Annotated in this window: 21 protein-coding genes; 7 read left to right on the top strand and 14 right to left on the bottom strand. The window is 63.6% G+C overall.

Going from position 1 to position 20918, the window contains the following annotated elements:
* Window positions 1–15 precede the first annotated feature (15 nt).
* Both AC04PH_RS03355 and AC04PH_RS03350 read left to right on the top strand, forming a co-directional pair.
* Window positions 16–309: a hypothetical protein gene (locus tag AC04PH_RS03355; protein ID WP_483064328.1), complete on the top strand. Its 294-nt coding sequence runs from the start codon at window positions 16–18 to the stop codon at window positions 307–309.
* A gap of 104 nt (window positions 310–413) precedes the next feature.
* The gene (locus AC04PH_RS03350; protein ID WP_483064327.1) at window positions 414–1373 is read left to right on the top strand and encodes an L-malyl-CoA/beta-methylmalyl-CoA lyase; all 960 of its coding nucleotides are present in this window, start codon (window positions 414–416) and stop codon (window positions 1371–1373) included.
* A gap of 17 nt (window positions 1374–1390) precedes the next feature.
* Here AC04PH_RS03350 and AC04PH_RS03345 read toward each other — a convergent pair whose 3' ends face one another.
* On the bottom strand, window positions 1391–1813 hold the full coding sequence (locus AC04PH_RS03345; protein ID WP_483064326.1) for a hypothetical protein: 423 nt from the start codon (window positions 1811–1813) through the stop codon (window positions 1391–1393).
* Window positions 1814–1938: 125 nt separating this feature from the next.
* On the opposite strand from AC04PH_RS03345, the gene AC04PH_RS03340 reads away from it, so the two are divergent.
* Window positions 1939–2901, top strand: a complete 963-nt coding sequence (locus AC04PH_RS03340; RefSeq protein WP_483064325.1) for an acetyl-CoA carboxylase carboxyltransferase subunit alpha — start codon at window positions 1939–1941, stop codon at window positions 2899–2901.
* Window position 2902: 1 nt separating this feature from the next.
* On the top strand, window positions 2903–3592 hold the full coding sequence (locus AC04PH_RS03335; protein ID WP_483064324.1) for a M50 family metallopeptidase: 690 nt from the start codon (window positions 2903–2905) through the stop codon (window positions 3590–3592).
* A gap of 16 nt (window positions 3593–3608) precedes the next feature.
* Here the strand turns inward: AC04PH_RS03335 and AC04PH_RS03330 are convergent, their stop codons facing one another.
* The 4 genes from AC04PH_RS03330 to AC04PH_RS03315 are packed head-to-tail and all read right to left on the bottom strand — an operon-like array spanning window position 3609 to window position 6535.
* Window positions 3609–4217, bottom strand: coding sequence for a pyridoxamine 5'-phosphate oxidase family protein (locus tag AC04PH_RS03330; RefSeq protein WP_483064323.1), 609 nt, complete (start codon window positions 4215–4217; stop codon window positions 3609–3611).
* The gene (locus tag AC04PH_RS03325) at window positions 4207–4962 is read right to left on the bottom strand and encodes a lysophospholipid acyltransferase family protein (protein ID WP_483064322.1); all 756 of its coding nucleotides are present in this window, start codon (window positions 4960–4962) and stop codon (window positions 4207–4209) included. The genes AC04PH_RS03330 and AC04PH_RS03325 overlap by 11 nt, the downstream gene beginning before the upstream one ends.
* Window positions 4959–5816 carry a cell division protein FtsX gene (locus AC04PH_RS03320; RefSeq protein ID WP_483066141.1) on the bottom strand — a complete coding sequence of 286 codons (858 nt, stop codon included), beginning with the start codon at window positions 5814–5816 and terminating at the stop codon, window positions 4959–4961. The genes AC04PH_RS03325 and AC04PH_RS03320 overlap by 4 nt, the downstream gene beginning before the upstream one ends.
* A gap of 47 nt (window positions 5817–5863) precedes the next feature.
* Window positions 5864–6535: a cell division ATP-binding protein FtsE gene (locus AC04PH_RS03315; RefSeq protein ID WP_483064321.1), complete on the bottom strand. Its 672-nt coding sequence runs from the start codon at window positions 6533–6535 to the stop codon at window positions 5864–5866.
* Between the two features lie 168 nt (window positions 6536–6703).
* Here AC04PH_RS03315 and AC04PH_RS03310 point away from each other — a divergent pair, with 168 nt between their 5' ends.
* Entirely contained in the window at window positions 6704–7660 is a 957-nt protein-coding gene (locus AC04PH_RS03310; protein ID WP_483064320.1) for a zinc-ribbon domain-containing protein, read from the top strand.
* 6 nt (window positions 7661–7666) lie between these two features.
* Here the strand turns inward: AC04PH_RS03310 and AC04PH_RS03305 are convergent, their stop codons facing one another.
* From AC04PH_RS03305 to argH, 6 genes are all read right to left on the bottom strand, one after another.
* A complete protein-coding gene (locus tag AC04PH_RS03305) occupies window positions 7667–10369 on the bottom strand; it encodes a DUF4175 domain-containing protein (protein ID WP_483064319.1) in 2703 nt (900 codons plus the stop codon).
* Window positions 10370–10400: 31 nt separating this feature from the next.
* The gene (gene lysA / locus AC04PH_RS03300; RefSeq protein WP_483064318.1) at window positions 10401–11666 is read right to left on the bottom strand and encodes a diaminopimelate decarboxylase; all 1266 of its coding nucleotides are present in this window, start codon (window positions 11664–11666) and stop codon (window positions 10401–10403) included.
* 184 nt (window positions 11667–11850) lie between these two features.
* The gene (locus AC04PH_RS03295) at window positions 11851–12153 is read right to left on the bottom strand and encodes a DUF2834 domain-containing protein (protein WP_483064317.1); all 303 of its coding nucleotides are present in this window, start codon (window positions 12151–12153) and stop codon (window positions 11851–11853) included.
* Window positions 12154–12155: 2 nt separating this feature from the next.
* Window positions 12156–12293 carry a hypothetical protein gene (locus AC04PH_RS03290; RefSeq protein ID WP_483064316.1) on the bottom strand — a complete coding sequence of 46 codons (138 nt, stop codon included), beginning with the start codon at window positions 12291–12293 and terminating at the stop codon, window positions 12156–12158.
* A gap of 58 nt (window positions 12294–12351) precedes the next feature.
* Window positions 12352–12540: a hypothetical protein gene (locus tag AC04PH_RS03285; protein ID WP_483064315.1), complete on the bottom strand. Its 189-nt coding sequence runs from the start codon at window positions 12538–12540 to the stop codon at window positions 12352–12354.
* Window positions 12537–13925: an argininosuccinate lyase gene (argH, locus tag AC04PH_RS03280; RefSeq protein WP_483064314.1), complete on the bottom strand. Its 1389-nt coding sequence runs from the start codon at window positions 13923–13925 to the stop codon at window positions 12537–12539. Before argH ends, AC04PH_RS03285 begins: the two co-directional genes overlap by 4 nt.
* Before the next feature lie 13 nt (window positions 13926–13938).
* On the opposite strand from argH, the gene AC04PH_RS03275 reads away from it, so the two are divergent.
* Window positions 13939–14499: a TlpA family protein disulfide reductase gene (locus tag AC04PH_RS03275; RefSeq protein WP_483064313.1), complete on the top strand. Its 561-nt coding sequence runs from the start codon at window positions 13939–13941 to the stop codon at window positions 14497–14499.
* Here AC04PH_RS03275 and AC04PH_RS03270 read toward each other — a convergent pair.
* Entirely contained in the window at window positions 14496–15065 is a 570-nt protein-coding gene (locus tag AC04PH_RS03270) for a YqgE/AlgH family protein (RefSeq protein WP_483064312.1), read from the bottom strand. The two genes, AC04PH_RS03275 and AC04PH_RS03270, sit on opposite strands and share 4 nt — an antisense overlap.
* A 120-nt stretch (window positions 15066–15185) precedes the next feature.
* Between AC04PH_RS03270 and AC04PH_RS03265 the strand changes: the two genes are divergently transcribed.
* Window positions 15186–15983: a protein-disulfide reductase DsbD domain-containing protein gene (locus AC04PH_RS03265; RefSeq protein WP_483064311.1), complete on the top strand. Its 798-nt coding sequence runs from the start codon at window positions 15186–15188 to the stop codon at window positions 15981–15983.
* On the opposite strand, the gene AC04PH_RS03260 is transcribed toward AC04PH_RS03265, so the two are convergent.
* Both AC04PH_RS03260 and AC04PH_RS03255 read right to left on the bottom strand, forming a co-directional pair.
* Window positions 15980–19384: an efflux RND transporter permease subunit gene (locus tag AC04PH_RS03260; RefSeq protein ID WP_483064310.1), complete on the bottom strand. Its 3405-nt coding sequence runs from the start codon at window positions 19382–19384 to the stop codon at window positions 15980–15982. The genes AC04PH_RS03265 and AC04PH_RS03260 overlap by 4 nt on opposite strands.
* 1 nt (window position 19385) lies before the next feature.
* The gene (locus tag AC04PH_RS03255) at window positions 19386–20843 is read right to left on the bottom strand and encodes an efflux RND transporter periplasmic adaptor subunit (protein WP_483064309.1); all 1458 of its coding nucleotides are present in this window, start codon (window positions 20841–20843) and stop codon (window positions 19386–19388) included.
* Between the last annotated feature and the right edge of the window lie 75 nt (window positions 20844–20918).

Genomic DNA, 20918 nt, shown 5'->3' with positions numbered 1-20918 from the left:
GCCGGTGATGCGGTTATGTTGCGCGGGCCGGAAGGTGCGCGCGCGGGCGTCGTCGATGCGGTCAAATCATGGGAGTGGATTCGCTTTTCCACTGACGATGACTGGTGGCTCGACGTCGTCGTGCACAACAGCTTCGTCAGCTGGAGCCTCGTTTGTCGCCTCGACGGTCGGGCGAGTGATCAGCTTTGCGACGCAATCGCCGCAAAGGTCACCAGCCGCGAAATCGCCAAGCGACCGCGCGGGCCGGTTTCTGACATTCCGGGATTGAGGGAAACCTGCGGCACCGCATGGAGCATGTCGCGCGCCTGATCCGGCCAGAATGCTGCAACTGCGAAAAGCCTGTTGCGACGCCGTAAGCAATATAATACCAACCCGACAACGCATTGCGCAATTATCATACGTCGAGGTTTCTCATGTCCTTCCGCCTGCAACCCGCGCCGCCTGTCCGTCCGAACCGGTGTCAACTGTTCGGGCCGGGGTCCAACACCAAATTGCACCCGAAAATGGCGGCCAGCGCGGCGGATGTGATCAACCTCGATCTGGAAGACAGCGTCGCGCCGTCCGACAAGGATGCGGCCCGTGCCAACGTCACCAAGGCGACCCATGACATCGACTGGGGCAACAAGACACTGGCGGTGCGGATCAACGGGCTGGACACACCCTATTGGTATCGCGACGTGGTCGACCTGATGGAACAGGCGAGTGACCGGCTCGACCAGATCATGATCCCCAAGGTCGGCTGCGCGGCGGATGTCTATGCCGTCGACGCGCTGGTCACGGCGATTGAAACGGCGAAAGGCCGCGCCAAGAAGGTCAGCTTCGAAGTGATCATCGAAAGTGCTGCGGGCCTCGCGCATGTGGAGGAAATCGCCGCGTCATCGCCCCGGATGGCGGCGATGTCGCTGGGTGCCGCCGATTTTGCGGCCTCCATGGGCATGCAAACGACCGGCATCGGCGGCACGCAGGACAACTACTACATGCTGCACGGCGACACGCGGCATTACTCCGATCCGTGGCACTGGGCGCAAACGGCCATCGTCGCGGCCTGCCGCACGCATGGTGTGCTGCCCGTCGATGGCCCGTTCGGCGATTTCAGCGACGACGAAGGCTACCGCGCGCAGGCGCGGCGGTCGGCCACCCTTGGAATGGTCGGCAAATGGGCGATCCACCCCAAGCAGATCGCGCTGGCCAACGAGGTTTTCACCCCATCGGATGAAGCCGTCGCAGAAGCCCGCGAGATCCTTGCCGCCATGGAAGACGCCAAGGCGCGCGGCGAAGGGGCGACCGTCTACAAGGGCCGCCTCGTCGATATCGCCAGCATCAAGCAGGCAGAGGTCATCGTGAAGCAGTCACAGATGATCGCCGGGGCCTGACCCCCGGCCACACGGTATCAGCGCAGGAACAGGACTTCCGCTTCATATCCGGCCCGGCAATCGGAAGCGTCGGCCATGATGTCTTCTTCCAACAACGCCGTCGTGGTCATCGCCTCGCCGACAAAGCGCAGGTCGTCACACTCGCCGTCATTGGCCCATTGGCTGCTGTCGTCGCCAAAGTCGATTGTGCCGTCGACAGCGACACCGCGCTGAGTGATCGCGCCCGCGTTGAACGCCGTTGCGCAATCGCTGGCATCGCGGTTCACGTCGTCAAACAGAAGCGGCGTCTGCGTCATACCCGGCCCTTCGAAACGCGGATCGTCACATTCGCCGTCATTGGCCCAGTCACCGCTGTCGTCGCCGAATTCGACCTCCTGCGCCTGCGCCGGGACCGCGGCCAGTACCAACAGAAGGCTACAGCAGCCCAGAAACACTTTCATCGCAAATATCCTTTCCAACTTCGCCCGACTATTATGGCCCCCTCCCGAATGGGATACAATCGTCGCTCCATTGCATTGCCGGGTGCCTGATGCCTATATCGGTGCAAGACGTAAAAAGGTGCCGCATGACCCAATATCTGGAATTCGAGAAACCGCTGGCCGAGATCGAAGGCAAGGCGGAGGAACTGCGCGCGATGGCCCGCGCCAACCCCGAAGCGGATGTCGAAAAAGAGGCGGCGCAGCTGGACAAGAAAGCGCAGGATCTGCTGAAACAGATCTACGGCAACCTGACCCCCTGGCGCAAATGCCAGGTCGCGCGTCACCCGGAGCGGCCGCACTGCAAGGACTATATCGACGCGCTTTTCACCGAATACACACCCCTTGCCGGTGACCGGAACTTTGCCGACGATCACGCCGTCATGGGCGGGATCGCCCGGCTGGACGGGCAGCCGGTGATGGTGATCGGGCACGAAAAGGGCAGCGATACCAAAAGCCGGATCGAACGGAATTTCGGCATGGCCCGGCCCGAGGGCTATCGCAAGGCGATCCGCCTGATGGAACTGGCCGACCGGTTCCATCTGCCAGTCATCACTCTGGTCGACACGCCTGGTGCCTATCCCGGGAAAGGCGCCGAGGAGCGTGGCCAGTCCGAGGCCATCGCGCGTTCGACCGAAAAATGCCTGGACCTGCAGGTCCCGCTGATCAGCGTAATCGTCGGCGAAGGTGGATCAGGCGGGGCTGTCGCCTTTGCCACGGCCAACCGTGTCGCGATGCTCGATCACTCAATCTATTCGGTAATCAGCCCGGAAGGATGCGCATCGATCCTGTGGAAGGACGCGGGCAAGGCCGGCGAAGCGGCAGAGGCGCTGCGCCTGACCGCCCAGAACCTTTACGAGTTGGGCGTTTGTGACAGGATCATTCCCGAACCGACCGGCGGCGCGCACCGCGATCCGGCCACCGCAATCGAAAACGTGCGCAAGGCGCTCGTGACGATGCTCAAGGAATTCAAAGGCAAATCGGGTGACGACAACCGTTCGGCCCGCCGCCGCAAATATCTGAAACTCGGATCAAAAGGTCTGGCCGCCTGAGATGATGGCGGCATTACGCGGCCATTGGCAACTGCTGCTGATGATCGTCGTTGTTTTTGCCCTTTGGCGCACGCCGGTGATCGTGCCGCTGAAGATACTCGTCGTTCTGTTGCACGAACTGTCCCACGCGATCATGGCGGTGGCCAGCGGGGGCGAGGTCGTCAGCCTCTCTGTCTCGGCCGATCAAGGCGGCGTTGTCTGGACGCGGGGTGGCAACCGGTTTCTGACGCTGTCGGCGGGATATCTGGGATCGCTGCTGATCGGTCTCGGTCTGTTGCTCGTCGCCCTGCGCACGCAGTGGGATCGTGCGCTGATGGCCGGTTTCGGGGTGACCCTGCTCGCGGTGACCCTGTTCTACGTCCGGGACATCTTTGCCATCGGGTTCATCACAGGAACGGGGCTTGTGATGCTGGCACTCGCCCGTTTCGCCAGCATCAACGTCAACGATCTGGTGCTGCGACTGATCGGGCTGACAAGCATGATCTACGTGCCCTACGACATTTTCAGCGACACCATCGCGCGCAGTGCCCTGCGTTCCGACGCGCGGATGCTCGCAGAAGAAATCGGCGGCGCGACGATGATCTGGGGGGCGCTTTGGCTGGCGATCAGCCTTTATGTGATCTATCTCGCGGTCCGCCGTGGTCTGGGACCGCACAGCAACATCGGCTTTCGTGCGAAAACGCGCGGCTAGCCATATGAGGTGACGGTTACCACATCGTCTTGGCCGCACGCGGAGCCCAATCCGCGTCATATGCGGCACCGTCGAAACCTGCCTCCATCTCGGCCAGCATATCGCCGACGGTGGGCAAGCCGCCGCTTTCGTCACCGCTTTTCCACGTATTGGCCCGCATCAGCGCCCGGGCGCATTGGCTGTAGACCTCTGCGATGCGGATCACGATGACGGAACGCGGCGCGCGCCCGCGATCGCTGAACCGGTCGAGCATTTTCAGGGCGACCGACACTTCGGCCCTGCCATTGATCCGTACGACGTTGTTCGATCCCGGCACCATGAACATCAGGCTGACGCGACCGTCGGTCACGATATTGCGCAGGCTGTCCATCCGGTTGTTGCCGCGCCAGTCCGGCATCAGCAGGGTCTGCGGATCGAGTTCCTGCACCACGGGACCGTCATCGCCACGCGGGCTGCCGTCCGTCCCGTCGGGACCGACCGTGGACAGGACGCAGAGCCGCGACGCCATAATCCATTTGCGATAGGCCGGTGTCAGCCGGTTGGCAACCTTGATCAACGATGCCTTGCCGGGCTGACCGTACAACGCCTCCAGCGCCGCGATGTCGGTGATGCGATCACCGGACAATATCTTGGTCCGTCACATGCGGTATGAAACCGGCCTCTGCCGCAAGCGCGGCAGAGCGTGTCTCGACCGCGTTTTCCATGCGCTCCATGAATTCCGCAATGCCGAGACCCGGCGGGATCGGTTCCAGAAACTCGACCACGGCAAGGCCCGGCTTGCGGTAGATCCCACGCTTGGGCCAGAACACACCGACGTTGCAGGCCACCGGCACACAGGGCTGCCCCAATTCCTGATAAAGCGCACCGGTGCCGACCTTGTATTTCGCCTTCACCCCCGGGGCCACACGCGTGCCTTGCGGATAGATGATCAACTGGCCCGGCAGTGCGGCTCCCTTGCGCACGTCCTCGACCATCCGCTTGATCGCGGCACCACGCTTGCCACGGTCCACCGGCACGCAGCCGATGCGCAGACCGAACCAGCCGAGGATCGGCGCGTATTTCAAAATACTTTTCATGATGAACTTGCCGCGCGGCACAGCGCCGTAGATCAGGATGACGTCCATGAACGACTGATGCTTGGCCGCGATCATCACCTCACCCTCCGGCGGGGTGCCGCGTACTTCTGTCCGCAGGCCGATCATCCATGCCGCCGACCATCGCACCCAGTCGCAATACTTGTGACAGGCCGCAATCGCGCCACGCCGGGAAAAGATCGCCCAGGGCAGATAGGCGACACCGATCACCAGCATGGCCAAATACATGCAGCAGATAAAGATCAGGGACCGCACCCACTGGATCACGTAGCTCATGACTGTTCCTTCAGAACGCGCAATGCCGCGGCGCGGGTCGCGCCGAATGCGACGGCCGCCGCCAGCAAGGGTATGACGATGGGCAACAGCCAATGCCAGCCCTGAAAACCAAGACCGGTCAGGAAGCCACCGGCGACCTCTGCACGGGGGAGCAACATGACAGCGCCAAGGCCCAGCACAGTTCCGACCGCCGCCCCGGTCAACGCCCGCAAGGTGAACCGCCGTACGAAAGCCCGCGCGATATAGGCATCCCGCGCGCCGACGAGCCGCATCACCCGGATGACCTGCGCGTTTGCGGACAGTGCCGCCTGCGCGGCCAGCGTGATCATCGCCGCGGTCGATGCCGCGATCAGCAGGATCGCGATCCAGCCCAACGCGCGCAACCGCCCTGCGGCCGCGACCAGCGGTTCGCGCCAGCGCGTATGATCGTCCAGCACGGCACCCGGCACCTCTGCCTGCAGGCGCGCGCGCAACCCGGTGGGGTCATAGCCATCGCCCTCTTCGATGATTTCGACAAGTTGCGGGATCGGCAGCGTTTCGACCGGCAGGTCCGGTCCGAACCACGGTTCCAGAAGCGCGCGCTGCTCATCGGGTGTCAACGGGCGGGCAAGCGCGACCCCGGGCGTTGTTTCCAGCACTTCAATCGCGGCGCGCAGCTGCGCATCCGCCTGATCCGCAGGTGCAGAGATGCGCAGGGTCGACGTGCGGGCCAGTTCGGCGGACCAGCGATCCGCCAGACGCCCGGTCGCCAGCGACAGTGCCATGGCAAAGACCGCAAGAAACGCCATCGCGGCGCTGGTAAAGACGGTCAGCCGCGCGGTGAAGCCGGTCGGCGGCACGGCACGGTCAGCCATCTTGTCGCCGACAAGCAGGGCCACGATCTGTTTGAAATCCGGGCGCGTCACAGTTCCGCCCCCGCTTGCTGCAGACGCCGGTCCTTGAGCCGCAGCACCCGCGCCGACACCTGCGATTTCGCGGCACGGATCAGGTTCAGATCATGGGTGGCGATCAGCACGGCCTTGCCCATCCGGTTCAGTTCGACCAGCAGCGTCAGCAGGCGCTGCGACATCTCCCAGTCGACGTTGCCTGTCGGTTCATCGGCGATGATGACATCGGGCGACATGATGACGGCACGGGCCAAGGCAGCGCGCTGCCGCTCGCCACCCGACAGTTCCGGCGGCAGTTGCCGCGCCTGATTGCGCAAACCGACCCAGGCCATCAGGTCATCGAGGTTGTCCAGACCGTCCGTGCGCCCGGCGACGGTCAGCGGCAAGGCGACGTTTTCGCTGACGGGGAGATGATCGAGAAACTGGCAATCCTGATGCACTACCCCGATCCTGCGCCGCGCCATCGCGATCTGGTCGCGGTCAAGATCCCGTGCCGCGGCGTCGAACAGGCGAACCTCGCCCGCGGTTGCCTGCAGTTCCCCGTAGCACAGCTTCAGCAACGTCGTCTTTCCGGCACCCGAAGGCCCCGTCAGAAACTGGAACGACCCGGGTGCCAGTGTCAGCGACAGTTGGGAAAAAAGCTCTGCCCCGCTGTAACTGTAGGCCACATTGTCAAGTTCGATCACTGGGCGCACCTCTGGGTCTGTCGCCCTCTTCTGCCCAAATCTGCAACAGGTTTCAATCATATCGCACGGATGCGGGCTTCACATCGTTGGCGTTTCGTTGAAGGGTTGTTACTAAAGTTCAGTCAATACAGGATAAGGCTGAATATTGGCGGGCAAAAGGAAACAGTTATGCGCTTGATCTGCCCCAATTGCGGTGCGCAATACGAAGTCCCCGACGATGTAATACCGGCAGGCGGCCGGGACGTTCAGTGTTCCAACTGCGGTCACACGTGGCTTGAGACGCCGGGTGCTTCTGCCGAGGCCGAAGAGGCGGTGTCCGACCGCGTTTCGGTCGATGACGCGGTGGCAGGTGCCTCGGCCGCGGTGAAGCAGCCGACCGACGACCGCAGTGACTATTCCGGCTCGATCTCGGACGCCTTTGCAGACATCACGCCGTCCGATCCGCCAGCCGATCTGCCTGACACAACGACCGACTTTGAAAGTGCAGAGGGCGAGGAGACACCGACCGTCGCGCCACGCCGCCGCCCCGTCGATGCCTCCGTCGCCAGCATCCTGCAGGAAGAGGCCGCCAGAGAGGCCGCCGCCCGCCGCAAGGAGGCCGATCATATACTCGAACGGCAGGAGGACCTCGACCTGCCGGAACGACCCGCCGTCAGGACCACCCCGACGAACCGTGCGGCGGACACACAGCGCCTGGTTCGGGAAATGCAGGCCGAGACCGAAGCCGCACAGGCCGCTGACGCTCAGGAGGCGCAGAGCGTCGCCGCCGCAGCGACGGTGACGACAGCCGGATCGCGCAAGGAGTTGCTGCCGGATATCGAGGAAATCAATTCCAGCCTGCGATCGAATGCGGAGCGTGGCGACGAAATGATCCCGGAACCGGAGGAGGTCGAGGAAGAAAAGCGCCGCGGCTTCCGGTTCGGCTTCTTCACGGTGCTGCTTATCGTGGCGCTGCTGGTCGCGCTCTACGTCTTTGCGCCCCAGATTTCAGAGGCCGTACCGGCCTTGGCCGGGGCGATGGACAGTTATGTCGCGGGTGTGGACGCTGCACGGATCTGGCTGGATATCCAGGTGCAGGCGCTGCTCGAAATGATCCGCCCGGCAACCGAAACACCGGCGGAATAGACCCGTCTAGAAGCGGTCCAACAGGCGCCGCAGATAGTCACGCTCAACCTCGGGCCGGTCCTGTTCGGCTGACCGACGCCGCAATTCGTTCAGCAGCTCTTCCGCGCGGCGATAGACGTCTTCGCCCTGCAGCAGATTTTCATCCGTGCCGAACTGTCCGGTGTTGCCCAACTCGCGCCCAAGCGGATCGCGTCGGCTGGGTTCCACCCTGCCGGTCGTCTCGCCCTGCTCGGACCCCTGACCCGGTTCCTGATTGCGGTTTTCGGCCAAAGCCTCCGACAGACTGCGCATGCCGTTACGCAAGGCATCCATCGCTTCGGCCTGACGGTCGATGGCTTCGGCCAGATCGCCCTCGCGCAGCGCCTCCTCCGCACCGTCCATCGCATTTTCGGCCCGCTCCAACGCCCGGCGCGCGATATCACCCGCCTCGCCGTCAAGGCCCGGCAGGGCACCGCGCTGGCGGTTCAGTTCGTCGCGCAGCGCCTGCTGACGCTCGGAAAGGGACCGGCCGTCACTGCCGTCCTCACCGCCTTCGCCACCGGCACCGCCATCGTCCTGCAAGCCGTTCTGACCATCGCGCCCAGTACCTTCGGCATCACCCTGACGGCCACCCTGGCCGTCGTCGCCCTGCTGCTGGCCCTGTTGTCCTTGCTGGCCCTGCTGCTGGCCGTCCTGCCCCTGTTGACCTTGCTGCTGCCCCTGTTGTCCCTGCTGGCCTTGTTGCCCCTGCTGCCCCTGTTGCTGTTCACGCTGTTCGGACCGCTCCTGCAACTCCCGGAAAGCATCGTCTGACAGGTCCTCCTGATCCCGCAGGGTTTCGGCCAGATCCTCCATGGATTGCTGACCGGGCGTGCGCGGCCCGTCGCCGCCGCCCTCGCCCTGCGTGATGCGCATGTTTTCAAGAAGCTCGTTCAACTGCTCCATCAGCGCCTCGGCCTCGGCCATGCGGCCTTCCTCCATCAGCTCCTGAATACGGTCCATCAGGGCCTGCAGCTCGTCCTGCGTAAATTCGAAACTATCCTGATTGGAGTCGGGCTGATCCGTCTGGTTCTGCTCGGCGAAGTCCGTCTCGTCGGCAAGCAGCTGCATATAGTCGTCCGTCGCCTCGCGCAGTTCCTGCATCAGTTCTGCGATCTCTTCGTCGGATGCCCCGTTCCGCATCGCCTCTGCCATACGTTCCTGCGCACGGCGCAGCCGTTCGCGGGCGTCCGCGAGCGTGCCGTCCTCAAGCTGAATGGCAAGGTCCCACAGCGCCTGCACGATTTCCGCCTGCCCCTCTTCGGTCAGGCCGAACTGGGCGAACGCATCGAGCCGCCGGATGATCGCCCGCATCCGCAGATAGGTCGTCTCGTTCGAAAACAGGCCCTCGGGGCGATGCGAGATCGCCTTCATGATCTGGGTGATCCGGGTCGCATTGGCACGCGCCCACATCAGATCCCGGCGCTGTTCGATCACGGCTTTCGCAAAAGGCTGAAAAAACCTCCGTCCCGGCAGGATCAACGCCTCCGGCGGGCTGCTCGCCGTCTGGTCGGCGGCATCAACAACTTCGAGCGTCAGCGTCACCGGCAGGTTGGCCAGGGGATGTTCCGACAGGTTGTCAACCAGGAAATCCTCGAAATCCGTGCGGTCACCGTTGAACGGCATCGGCAGATCGAGAACGACAGGCGCGAAACCGTCGGGGTCCACCGTCAGGCCATGCGCCCTGTCCACGGCATCGAGGTCCAGCGCGATGGTCGCGGTGCCGGATACCACGCCGTAGTCATCCATGGCGAGGAACGGCTGCGACATCTCCCCGTCGGCATCGGCCTCGATCGGGCCGGTCAACTCAACGAGCGGTGGCTGGTCCTCGACGACCGTCACGGTCCACGACGCGCCGTTTTCCCCGTCAATCGACAGCGTTCCGGTCTGGTTGATGACGAAACTCTGCTGGGCGTCCGATGCCGCCCCGACATCGCCGGTCCGCCCCGAGACGGTCTCGGCCACGGTGAGCGCACCCACCTCGCCATATAGTCGCAGTGTAATCCGGCTGCCCACAGGCACCCGCAGCGGACCTTCGGGAATATCGTTGAGGTAAATCGAAGGTTTCCCGGTATAGGCAGGCGGTTCGACCCAGCCCTCCCAGACCGGCCCGGTCGCCAGCATCTGCGGATCGTCAGACACCACAGGTGCCTCGCCCACGCGCAGCAGGGACCCGAAGAACAGCGCGACCATGAAGAACAGCAGGGCGATAAAACGCAGACCATAGGGATCGCGGTCGGACACACGCAGGTCCGGGTGCACGGCGGTCGCCGCACGGGTGCGCTCTTCCATCCGGGTGACATGCACGCGCCAGACCGCTTCGGACGCACGGTCACCGCTACCGATGATCTGGCTGTCGGCGATCGCGGCAATCGGACGGCCGGGCAATTTCGCATCCACGCGCGCGACAGCCTCTGTACGGGCGGGCCAGCGGAATCTCCGCAAGCCCAAAAACAGCGTCGCGAGCAGGGCAAGGGTGATCAGAACGACGAAGCCCCATAGAACCTCGAGGGAAACCTGATCCTGCCAACCGAACAGAACCGGTGCGAGCGCGATCAGCACCACCGTCCAGAACGGCCAGAACGCGCGCACCGCCTGTTCGGCCACCATCCCCGCATGGGTCAGCCCGACAGGCAACGCAAGGTGGCGCAGCAGATCGGGGCGGGATGGCGTTTGCTGGTTCAGGTCCATTCTCCGTTCGGATTGCGCCACTCTGGCAGGGTCAGAGCCATTCGGGAACCGTATCGCGTGCAATCATCTCTTCATAGGTAGGCCGTGGGCGGATAACTGCAAATTGATCCCCCCTCACCAGGACTTCCGGTATCAGGGGGCGCGAGTTGTATTCGGACGACATCACCGCGCCATAAGCCCCGGCAGAGCGGAACGCGACCATGTCACCGGATAAGACGCGCGCCATCGTCCGGCCCTTGGCAAAGGTATCGCCGCTTTCACAGACCGGCCCCACGATGTCATAGGTGGCCGGTTCCGCGCCTGGGTCAGCCTCCTGCACCGGCACGATATCGTGCCAGGCGTCATACATCGCCGGGCGGATCAGATCGTTCATCGCGGCGTCGAGAATCAGGAATTGCCGGTCCTCGCCCTCTTTCACATAAATCACCTTGCTGACCATCAGCCCTGCGTTGCCCGAAATCAGTCGTCCCGGCTCGATCTCGATCTCGCATCCCAGATGCCCGACGGTCCGCTTGATCACGTCACCATAGTCCAGTGGCACAGGCGGGGCTGCGTTGGACCGCTCATAGGGGATGCCAAGCCCGCCACCCAGATCGAGGCGCAAAATCTCGTGTCCGTCGGCGCGCAGTTGTTCCGTCAGGTCGGCAACCTTGCGATAGGCCTGCTCGAACGGCTCCAGATCGGTCAGTTGAGAGCCGATATGCACGTCAATTCCCACCACCTTCAGGCCCGCCATGCCCGCCGCCTGCGCATATACGGCGCGTGCCCGGCTGATCGGGATGCCGAACTTGTTTTCCGATTTCCCGGTAGCGATCTTAGCATGTGTCTTGGCATCCACATCCGGGTTCACCCGCACCGTGATCGGGGCGACGACACCAAGCTCGCGCGCCACACCATCCAGCACGGCCATCTCCGGCTCGCTCTCGACATTGAACTGCCGGATGCCGCCCGCAAGTGCCATGCGCATTTCATCGGCGGTCTTGCCCACACCCGAAAAGACGATCCTGTCACCCGGCACACCCGCGGCCTTCGCACGTGCGTATTCGCCGCCCGACACCACATCCATGCCCGCGCACGCATCGGCCAGTACCTTGATGATTGCCTGATTGGAGAGCGATTTCATCGCAAAGCAAACCATATGCGGCAGCCCGTCCAGCGCCTCGTCGAACAGCTTGAAATGCCGGGTCAGGGTGGCCGTGGAATAGACGTAGAACGGCGTGCCGACCTTTGCGGCGATCTCCGCAATCGGCACGTCCTCGGCATGAAGCGCGCCGTCGCGATACAAGAAGTGATCCATGCGTCAATCCGCCCTGTTCAAACCGCGCCAGACATAGCAGACCGCGCGCGATCCAAAACCCTTCTTTTGGTCAAAAATACCTCCGCCGGAGGCATCCGGCGCCTGCGCCCGGCGCACCGGCAGCGATCACATGATCACGCGCCACTTTCAGAACCGGGAATGGCGCGGCAGCGCCTCCGCTGTTTCAGGCCCGGTGTCGCAGGAAGAGGTAAAGTGGCAGCCCACAGCTGACGCCGATCCCGAAGGTCGCCGGGATCGCGATCAGATGCAGCCACCGGCGCGTCCGCACGACCTCCACCACGATCCAGACCGTCAGCGCGACAGCGGCGATCGTCAGGTCCCAGACCAGACCGCTCGAGGCCGCGTTCACGTGCCAAGCGTCGACCATGCGCGACAGGCTCCAGCCCTCGGCCTGAAACCAGGTGACGAAGTAATACATCGGGTGAATGGCACCCCAGATCGCAAGGGCCAGATAGATAAACCGCATCGTCAGAGCTCCACACTCGGGCCAAGCGGCGTGAACGCCGTCGGCGGGTCTTCCGCGCGAAAGCTGTCGGATTCAGTATCGAAATTCAGACCCGAGACCTTGCAACCGCCCAGAAGCGTCAGAATGAGAAGATATCGCATGTCGTACTCGCCCCCTGCCTGATGACCAACATGGCACGGCGCATAGGGAAATCAACGCTCAGCGACGAATGCGCTGCCCCAGGCCGACGCTGAACGTGCCGTTCGACAGGCCGACGTTCGATTGCGCCGACACACCGTTCGTCCCCACGGATATGCTGCCCGACTGTGTCGGGCGCAACGGCGCGCCGTCGGCACCGCATCCGGCCAACATCACCAGAACCACACCGGAAATTACTAGCGTTTTCATCCCAAACGTCCTTTCCATGTGGCGACCTGTGCGCGGACATTGTCCGGTGCGGTGCCGCCGAAACTCGTGCGCGACGCGACCGAGTTCTTCACCCCCAGCACGTCGAACACATCTGCGCGGATATCCTTATGCACCTCGCGCATGTTATCCAATGTCAGGTCCGGCAGATCGCAGCCCTTGCTTTCCGCCATGGCCACCAGCGATCCGGTCACGTGATGCGCATCGCGGAACGGCAGGCCCAACTCGCGCACCAGCCAGTCCGCCAGATCGGTCGCGGTGGAAAACCCGGTCGCGGCGGCGGCCTCCAGATTGTCGACGTTGGCGGTCATATCCGCCACCATCCCCGTCATCGCCGCCAGCGCCAGCATGAAGTTGTCGGCAGCGTCGAAGACCTGTTCCTTGTCCTCCTGCATGTCCTTGGAATAGGTCAGCGGCAGGCCCTTCATCACCGTCATCAGCGCCACGTTGGCACCGAATATCCGCCCGATCTTGGCACGGATCAGTTCGGCGGCGTCGGGGTTGCGTTTCTGCGGCATGATCGACGAGCCGGTCGACCACTTGTCGGACATCTTCACGAAACGGAATTGCGCCGATGACCAGATCACCAGCTCCTCGGCCAAACGCGACAGGTGCATCGCACAGATGCTGGCCGCCGACAGGAATTCCAGCGCAAAATCGCGGTCGGCCACGGAATCGAGGCTGTTCGCCGTCGGCCCGTCAAACCCCAGCGCCTTTGCAGTCATCTCCCGGTCAATCGGGAACGACGTACCGGCCAGTGCCGCAGCCCCCAGCGGCGAAAGGTTCATCCGCTTGCGGGCATCGGCAAAACGGGACCGGTCGCGGCCGATCATCTCGACATAGGCCAGCATGTGGTGGCCCCAGGTGACGGGCTGCGCCACTTGAAGATGTGTGAACCCCGGCATGACCCAGTCCGCCCCCGCCTCTGCCTGCCCCAGCAGTGCCTGCTGCAACGCATCGAGCTCCGTATCGGCGGCGTCGCACTGGTCCCGCACCCACAAGCGGAAATCCACCGCGACCTGATCGTTGCGCGACCGGGCTGTGTGCAACCGACCAGCGGCATCGCCGATCAGGTCGCGCAAACGCGCCTCGACGTTCATGTGGATATCTTCCAGAGCGGCGGAAAATGGAAAATCACCGGTTTCAATCTCTGACAAGACCGTGAGCAGGCCTTTCTCAATCGCTTGCGCATCGGTATCGCTGATGATGCCCGTCGCGGCCAGCATGGCGGCATGGGCACGCGACCCTGCGATGTCCTGTGCGGCCATCCGCTGATCGAACCCGATGGACGCGTTGATCGCCTCCATGATCGCGTCCGGTCCCGCGGCGAACCGCCCGCCCCACATCGTATTCGCGGTCTTGGTCATGAAAGGAAGCCCCATGCGTCTGTTCTATTTCGCTCCGCTTTATACGGCGCTCGTGTTGCTTGCAAACGAAGCGATGGCCGATACAGCGGCGCTGGAAGCCCTGCGCGAGGGTGACATGCGAAAACTGAACTTCCACAGCGAACCCGAGCCGGTGTCGCAGGAGACCTTTCTTGACGCGGCGGGCGAAGAAACCCAGCTCGCGGCCTCCGACGGCAAGGTTCGCGTCGTCAACTTCTGGGCCACATGGTGCGCGCCCTGCCGGGCCGAAATGCCGCAACTGGCTGAGCTGCAGACCGAACTGGGCGGCGACGAATTCGAAGTCGTGACAATCGCGACGGGCCGCAATCCACGCCCGGCGATGGAGATGTTCTTTGAAGAAATCGGCGTCGACAACCTTCCGCTCAATACCGACGCGCGCTCATCGCTGGCGCGCAGCATGGGTGTTCTCGGCCTGCCGATCACCGTGATCTTGGACCGCGAAGGCAACGAGATCGCACGGCTTCAGGGCGACGCAGAATGGAACAGCGACAGCGCCGTCGCGATCATGGAGGCACTGATCGCAGGCGACAGCTAGGCGTGGCCTGCGGTATCCGACAGAAGCAGCGGATCGACCCCAAGAACCCTGAGCGCGGCAGTCCATTTATGCTCGTTGGCGCGCCCGAACAGGATGTCGTCGCGCGGATCGCAGGTCAGCCAGCCGTTGCGCGCGATTTCGCCCTCCAACTGCCCCGGCCCCCAACCCGCGTAGCCCAACGCGAGCATCGACGCCTCGGGTCCCTTGCCGCGCGCGATGTCCTCGAGCACGTCAAGTGTCGCCGTCATGCAGATGTGATCGGCAACATCTAACGTGCCGGTTTCGGATCGGTAGTCGGTCGTATGCAGGACGAATCCGCGGGCGTTTTCCACCGGGCCGCCGATATGCACGCGGATATTGCGGGTGTCCGGGCCGGTATCGATATCAAGCTGCTTCAGGAGATCGCGAAACCGGACCGATGTCGCGGGCTTGTTCACGATCAGACCCATCGCGCCTTCGGTCGAATGGGCACACATATAAACGACACTCCGCGCAAAACGGTCATCATGCATCTGCGGCATCGCGATCAGTAGTTTGCCACACAGATTGGTATCACTCATGTCCATGCCCGATTATCGTCCTGCCGCCGTCAGGTGGCAAGGGCCGCACAGCCGCGTTGTGTCCGCATTTCACTGGATCATCACAACGTGATTTTCGCCTGCGCCGGATTTGCATATGTAGAAGCCATGAAGAATGTATTGACCGCAATCGCCCTGACGATGACGACAGCCTCCGGTGCGGCCGGACAGTCGCTGGATGACATCGCCCGGCTGGATGTCCTGCCGGGATGGCAGACGCGCGACGGCACGCAGATGGCGGGCCTGCGGATCACGCTGGCCCCGGGCTGGAAGACCTATTGGCGGGCACCGGGCGATGCGGGGATTCCGCCGCAACTGTCGCTCGATCCTGCTGGCGGCGTCACGCAGGCCCGGTTCCATTGGCCGACGCCGGAGGTCTTTCATCAGGACGGCATGCGCTCCGTCGGATACCATGACAGCGTGGTCATCCCGCTGGAACTCACCGCGCCTGGCGATGGTCCGGTCGAGGTGTCGGGGCAATTCGACATCGGCGTCTGCGACGAGGTTTGCGTGCCCGTTCAATTCAGCTTCGAGGCGTCGCTGCCCCGCGACGGCGGGCGTGATCCGGCGATCACGGCGGCATTGATCAATAAACCGATAGACGACGCCGAAGCCGGCGTTCACGCCGTGACCTGCAGCGTCGCCCCGACGGACCGTGGGCTGAGCGTGACGGCGTCACTGTCCGTGCCGGCGTCGCTGCGGGCGACCGATGTGGTAATCGAAACCGGCGACCCGCAAGTCTGGGTGTCGGAACCCGATGTCAGACGATCCGGCACGCAGATCACGGCCACGTCGCATCTTATCCATGCTGCGGGCGCGGGCATCGCGCTCGATCGGTCCGCGATTAGGATCACCCTGCTCGGCGGCAGTCAGGCGGTGGATATCACGGGCTGCGCCGCGGGCTAGCCATTGCGTGATCCACGCCATCGCCACGCCAGAAGCAGGCCCGCCAGAGCGTAGATCAACAGCAAGGCCGCGATCAGCCCGGCTGCGAAGACACCGATCGCGATACCCACACCACCTGCCAGAAGCGGCAGCAGGTTGACGAGCGCGGGTAGCGGCGCGCCGGTGATCAACACAGGTGCGACCGTGACGCCGAACCATACCGCACCCAACGCCCCACCCAGCATGGCGGGCCACGTCGCAGCGAACCGCCCGGGACGCAGGGCACGCCGCGCCGCGCGCAGTTGTTTGGAAAAGTCTGCCTGCATCGCGATCAGCGACGGCACGACGAGAAGCACCAGAACCATCCCGAAACCAAGCCCGTAGACCAGCGTAACGACCGTCGGTTTGAGGAATTCCGCCTGGTTCGATCCTTCATAAAGCAACGGCATCAGGCCAAGAACGGTCGTCAGCGTCGTCAGCAGAACCGGTCGCAGGCGGTCACAGGCCCCGTCGATAATCGCCGGAATCAACCCGCGGTCGCGTGCGTATTCGTCGATGGTGGTGACCAGAACGATACTGTCGTTGATCACGATGCCGACCATACCCAGCATGCCCACGACCGTGAACAGGCTCATCGGTATGCCCCAGGCATTGTGGCCATAGATCGTCCCGACAAGCGCGAACGGAATGACCGACATCACGACAAGCGGACGGCTCCAGCTGCTAAAAATCCAGGCGAGCGTCAGGTAGATCCCCGCCAACACGAAGATCAGCCCGTTGCGCGCATCGTTCAGGAACGCGCTTTCCTGCTCGCTCAGCCCCGACAGATCGGTGGTGACGCCGTATCGTTCTCCGATACGCGGCAGAATGTCCTCGTCGATGGCGCGTTGTACCTCTGTCGCGCGTTCGGCGTCGTCATCGGCCAGATCGCCCAGCACGGAAATCAATAGAATACCGTTCTCGCGGCGCACCGTGGAAAACCCCGTGCGGGTCTGCACGGTGACGACATCGGCCAATGGTACGTAAATGCCGTCGGGCGTCCGGATCTGGGTCCGGTCGAGGAAATCGGACGACAGCTCTCCCGCAGGCAGCTCGACCCGAATGGTCGCCGATCTGGGGCCGTCCGGGTAGGTCGCGGCCTCAATCCCGCCCAATCGATTGCGCAATGACCGCCCCAACTGGTCGATATTCAGGCCAAGCGCCTGGCCCTGCGCCGTCAGCTCGAGGATCATCTCTTCCTTGTCGTAGGCCAGCGTATCTTCCAGTCCGGAGATTTCGGGATAACGCGCAAGCTCGGTCTTGAGCGCCTCTGCCGCCTCTTTCAGGGTCTGCGCATCGGCCCCGTACATCTGGATATCAAGACTGTCCCCGCCCGGCCCGCTGGCCCAACTGCGAAAACTGACCGTTTCGGCCAGCGGATGCTGGCGCACTGTATCCTGAAGCTCGGCCACAAAGGCGTAGCTTGAATAGGGCCTGCTGTCCGCGTCGATCAACTCGATGCTGATCGCACCCAGCTGATCGGCATCCTTGGTATCGGCACCCGACAGGGCCCGGCCGGAATTGCCGCCGATCTGCGCAAAAACGTAACTGAGCGGGTTGGTGCCGTAACGCGCCTCATAGTCAGCACCCAGTGCCTCTGTCGCGCGCTGCATCTCGCGCATCATCGCCAGCGTGTCCTCGCGCGTCGCCCCGGGCAGCATCGCGAAGTTTCCGGTGACCTGACCCTGCTCGGGTGCCGAGAAGAACCGCCACTGCACGTCACCCTTGATGAACAGAGCCAGCTGGCTGGCCAGCACCAGCAGCATGCCCGCGAACACCGGATACCGCGCCCAAATGACAAACCCAATGAACGGACGAAAGATAACCCGGCGCGCCCACTCGAACCCCCGGTTCACGATCCGCGACGGGATATCGTACCAGTGTTCCTTCGCCGAATGCGCGATGGCATGGCTGAGGTGGTTGGGCAGGATGATGAAACATTCCACCAGCGAGGCGAGCAATACAACGACCACGGTGAACGGAATATCGGCGATGAGATCGCCGAACCGGCCGCCGATGATGACCAGACCGAAAAACGCGATGACGGTCGTGATCGTCGCCGAAAAGACCGGGCTGAACATTCTGCGCGCGGCGTTCTCTGCCGCCTGAACCGGGTCTTCGCCCAACTCGCGTACCCGGTAGTCGGCGTGTTCCCCCACGACGATCGCGTCGTCCACCACGATCCCGAGCGTGATGATCAGGGCAAAGAGCGAGATCATGTTGATGGTCAGCCCCGATACATACATCAGGGCAATCGCCGCCAGCATCGCAACGGGAATACCCGCCGCCACCCAGAACGCTGTGCGGGCGTTCAGGAACAGGAACAGCAAAAGCACGACAAGAGCCAGCCCGGTCAGACCATTGTCCAGCAGTATGTTCAAACGGCCGGAAATCACCTCTGCCCGCGTGCTGGTCAGGTCGATGCTGACACCCGCGGGCAGGACAGAGACCAGTTCTTCCGCCACCTCCTCCACGGCTGTCTGCAAGCTGATCGCATCGCCCTGTGCAGTACGCTGCACCGAAATCTGCACCGCCTGATTGTCGCCGACGAAATACGCACGCTCCCTGTCGGCCCCTTCGACGCGCACGGTTGCGACGTCGCCGATCGTCAGGTTGGATCCATCGGGATTTGCGCGCAAAACGATCCCCGCGATATCCTCGGCGGTGCGCTTGGCGACACCCGTCCGCACCCGCGCATTACCTGATACGTCACCGGCCGGATCGGCCGCCGCTTCTTCACCGATGCGTGCCGCAATGTCGGACAACCCGATATCGTGCTGAATCAGCGACAGCGAAGGCACCTCGACGATCGTCGACGGGGCGGCGACCCCGCGCACCGACACGCGTGTCACACCGCGCGCGAACAACCGCGTGACCATCTCATCGGCGAAGCGACCAAGCTGATCGACGCCGACCGGTCCCGAGATCACCACATCCGTGACCCGGTCCGACCAGCCGCCCCGCCGAACGTCCGGGTCATCGGCGTCGTCCGGCAGGTTACCGGTCGAATCCACCGCAAGCTGCACGTCCTCGACGGCCCGCTCGATGTCGTAACCGGGTTCGAACTCAAGGCGGATCGTCGCCCGCCCCTCGCGCGACGTGGCCGAGGACGAGGTCACGCCTTCGACGCCAAGCAGCACCGGTTCAAGCACCTGCACGATGGCCGCGTCCACGTCCTCTGCCCCGGCACCTGACCAGCCGACAGAGACCGAAAGGTCATCGACGACAACGTCAGGAAAAAACTGCGCCCGCATGTTCGGTGCCGCCGCCAGCCCCGCCATGATCATCAGGACCAGCAGCAGGTTCGCTGCCGTGCGATGGCGCGTGAAATAGGACAGGATACCCCCGGCCCCGGCTGTCAGACGCTCTCCCCCCGTGGCCATCTCAGCTGCCCATCCGCGCTTCGAGCCGCGTCACGGTTTCCGATGACACCTCCGGCTGTTCGAGTTGCGACAGCACGCGGGCCTTCGCCTCGTCCGGCATCCGGCTTTCGGTGACGAAAGCGACCAGTTTCGCGCGCCGCGCCTCGTCCAGCACGATCATCTCGGGTTCGGGCGGCGCCTCCGCCTGCTGGCCCGGGCGGATCGGGTTCACCTTGATCCCCGTTCCCAGCAGCGGCGACCGCTCGGCCACGATGGTGCGCCGGTCCAGCCCTGCGGCGGAAATGATCACGTCGTCGCCCTGTCGCCGCAACAGCGTGACCGCCTCTGCCGTCAGGCGGTTTTCATCGTCAAGAACAAGCACGGTGCTGTCCGCAGCGACAGCCGTGGCGGGAACAAGCGCGACTTGCTCAAGCGCCGGTTCGACAATCTGGACGGTCACAAAGTCACCGGGCCGCATGCCGGGGGCGTAATCGAGTGCCGCGAAAAGCAGGCGACCGGTCTGGCCCACGCCGACCCCGGCGCTTTCACGCGTGATGACACCGGTCGTGGTCAGGTTCAGGCCGGACACATCGAGCGCGACAGTCACATCCGACTGCATCAGATCACCGGCATTGTCGAGCAGACGCGCATATTGCGACGTTGAAACACGGAATGACACCTCAAGCTGCGTCGGGTCGATCAGCCGCGCGAAAAGCTCGTTGGGTGTGAGACGGCCACCGTCGCTGATGCTCACATCCGACAAGGTTCCGTCGAAGGCCGCAACGACCGTAGTGTCTTCGACAGCCCGCTCCGCCTCGGCCAGGGAAATGGCGATCCGGGCCAACCGTGTGCGGGCCAGATCGAGCCGCGCCTCGGCCTGTGCAAGCGACTGCCTGCGCGACAAAACCGCCGCCTGCGCGCCGGACACCGCAAGTTCCGCAGTCTCGACGGCGGCAGCCGTGCCGACGCCGCGCTCCTGCAGATCACGTGCACGGGCCAGCGCCGCCCGGCGCAGCGTCTCCTGTTCCTCGGATGCGGTCAGCTCGTCGCGAGCAAGCGCCAGCGTCCGCTCGGCGTCGCGCAACTCCGCTTCGGCATCCAATGCATCGGCATCGACCCGATCCCGCGCGGTCTGCGCCTCGGTCGGGTCGATCTGCAGCAGGATCTGGCCCTTGCTTACGACGCCACCCTCGGTCAATGCGGGGTCCGCCATCAGAATGGTCCCGCCGACCGGGCTGCGCAGATCGAGCGTACGTTGACTGCGCAATTCACCAAAGACGGTCAGGGTCGGCGTCATCGTCGCGACTGCAATATCGACCACATTGACCGCGATCACCCGTTCGCGCTGCGGAAAGCTGCGCGGCTCCTGCGCCATCCTTTCGGCCACGGCCTCGCGCAAAGTATTCCCGGCCCAAGCCAGCAGCGCGAACGTCATCGCGAGCAGGAAAATGCCGACAAGGCTGCGTCTGAGAAATCGCATCGAGGGGCCTTCCGTGGACGGGATCGGGTCAGGGCTTTGTTTTTCTTACGTTTGCAAGGCTCATACGGATCAACC

The organism is Yoonia sp. KMU-150 (assembly GCF_056858355.1).
This window is presented reverse-complemented; position numbering and strand designations above follow the sequence as displayed.

Coding starts and splice junctions, on each gene's coding strand:
- AC04PH_RS03355 (WP_483064328.1), top strand. CDS start 16: ATGTTGCGCGGGCCGGAAGGTGCGCGCGCGGGCGTCGTCGATGCGGTC.
- AC04PH_RS03350 (WP_483064327.1), top strand. CDS start 414: ATGTCCTTCCGCCTGCAACCCGCGCCGCCTGTCCGTCCGAACCGGTGT.
- AC04PH_RS03345 (WP_483064326.1), bottom strand. CDS start 1,813: ATGAAAGTGTTTCTGGGCTGCTGTAGCCTTCTGTTGGTACTGGCCGCG.
- AC04PH_RS03340 (WP_483064325.1), top strand. CDS start 1,939: ATGACCCAATATCTGGAATTCGAGAAACCGCTGGCCGAGATCGAAGGC.
- AC04PH_RS03335 (WP_483064324.1), top strand. CDS start 2,903: ATGATGGCGGCATTACGCGGCCATTGGCAACTGCTGCTGATGATCGTC.
- AC04PH_RS03325 (WP_483064322.1), bottom strand. CDS start 4,962: ATGAGCTACGTGATCCAGTGGGTGCGGTCCCTGATCTTTATCTGCTGC.
- AC04PH_RS03320 (WP_483066141.1), bottom strand. CDS start 5,816: ATGGCTGACCGTGCCGTGCCGCCGACCGGCTTCACCGCGCGGCTGACC.
- AC04PH_RS03310 (WP_483064320.1), top strand. CDS start 6,704: ATGCGCTTGATCTGCCCCAATTGCGGTGCGCAATACGAAGTCCCCGAC.
- AC04PH_RS03305 (WP_483064319.1), bottom strand. CDS start 10,369: ATGGACCTGAACCAGCAAACGCCATCCCGCCCCGATCTGCTGCGCCAC.
- lysA (WP_483064318.1), bottom strand. CDS start 11,666: ATGGATCACTTCTTGTATCGCGACGGCGCGCTTCATGCCGAGGACGTG.
- AC04PH_RS03295 (WP_483064317.1), bottom strand. CDS start 12,153: ATGCGGTTTATCTATCTGGCCCTTGCGATCTGGGGTGCCATTCACCCG.
- AC04PH_RS03290 (WP_483064316.1), bottom strand. CDS start 12,293: ATGCGATATCTTCTCATTCTGACGCTTCTGGGCGGTTGCAAGGTCTCG.
- AC04PH_RS03285 (WP_483064315.1), bottom strand. CDS start 12,540: ATGAAAACGCTAGTAATTTCCGGTGTGGTTCTGGTGATGTTGGCCGGA.
- argH (WP_483064314.1), bottom strand. CDS start 13,925: ATGACCAAGACCGCGAATACGATGTGGGGCGGGCGGTTCGCCGCGGGA.
- AC04PH_RS03275 (WP_483064313.1), top strand. CDS start 13,939: ATGCGTCTGTTCTATTTCGCTCCGCTTTATACGGCGCTCGTGTTGCTT.
- AC04PH_RS03270 (WP_483064312.1), bottom strand. CDS start 15,065: ATGGACATGAGTGATACCAATCTGTGTGGCAAACTACTGATCGCGATG.
- AC04PH_RS03265 (WP_483064311.1), top strand. CDS start 15,186: ATGAAGAATGTATTGACCGCAATCGCCCTGACGATGACGACAGCCTCC.
- AC04PH_RS03260 (WP_483064310.1), bottom strand. CDS start 19,384: ATGGCCACGGGGGGAGAGCGTCTGACAGCCGGGGCCGGGGGTATCCTG.
- AC04PH_RS03255 (WP_483064309.1), bottom strand. CDS start 20,843: ATGCGATTTCTCAGACGCAGCCTTGTCGGCATTTTCCTGCTCGCGATG.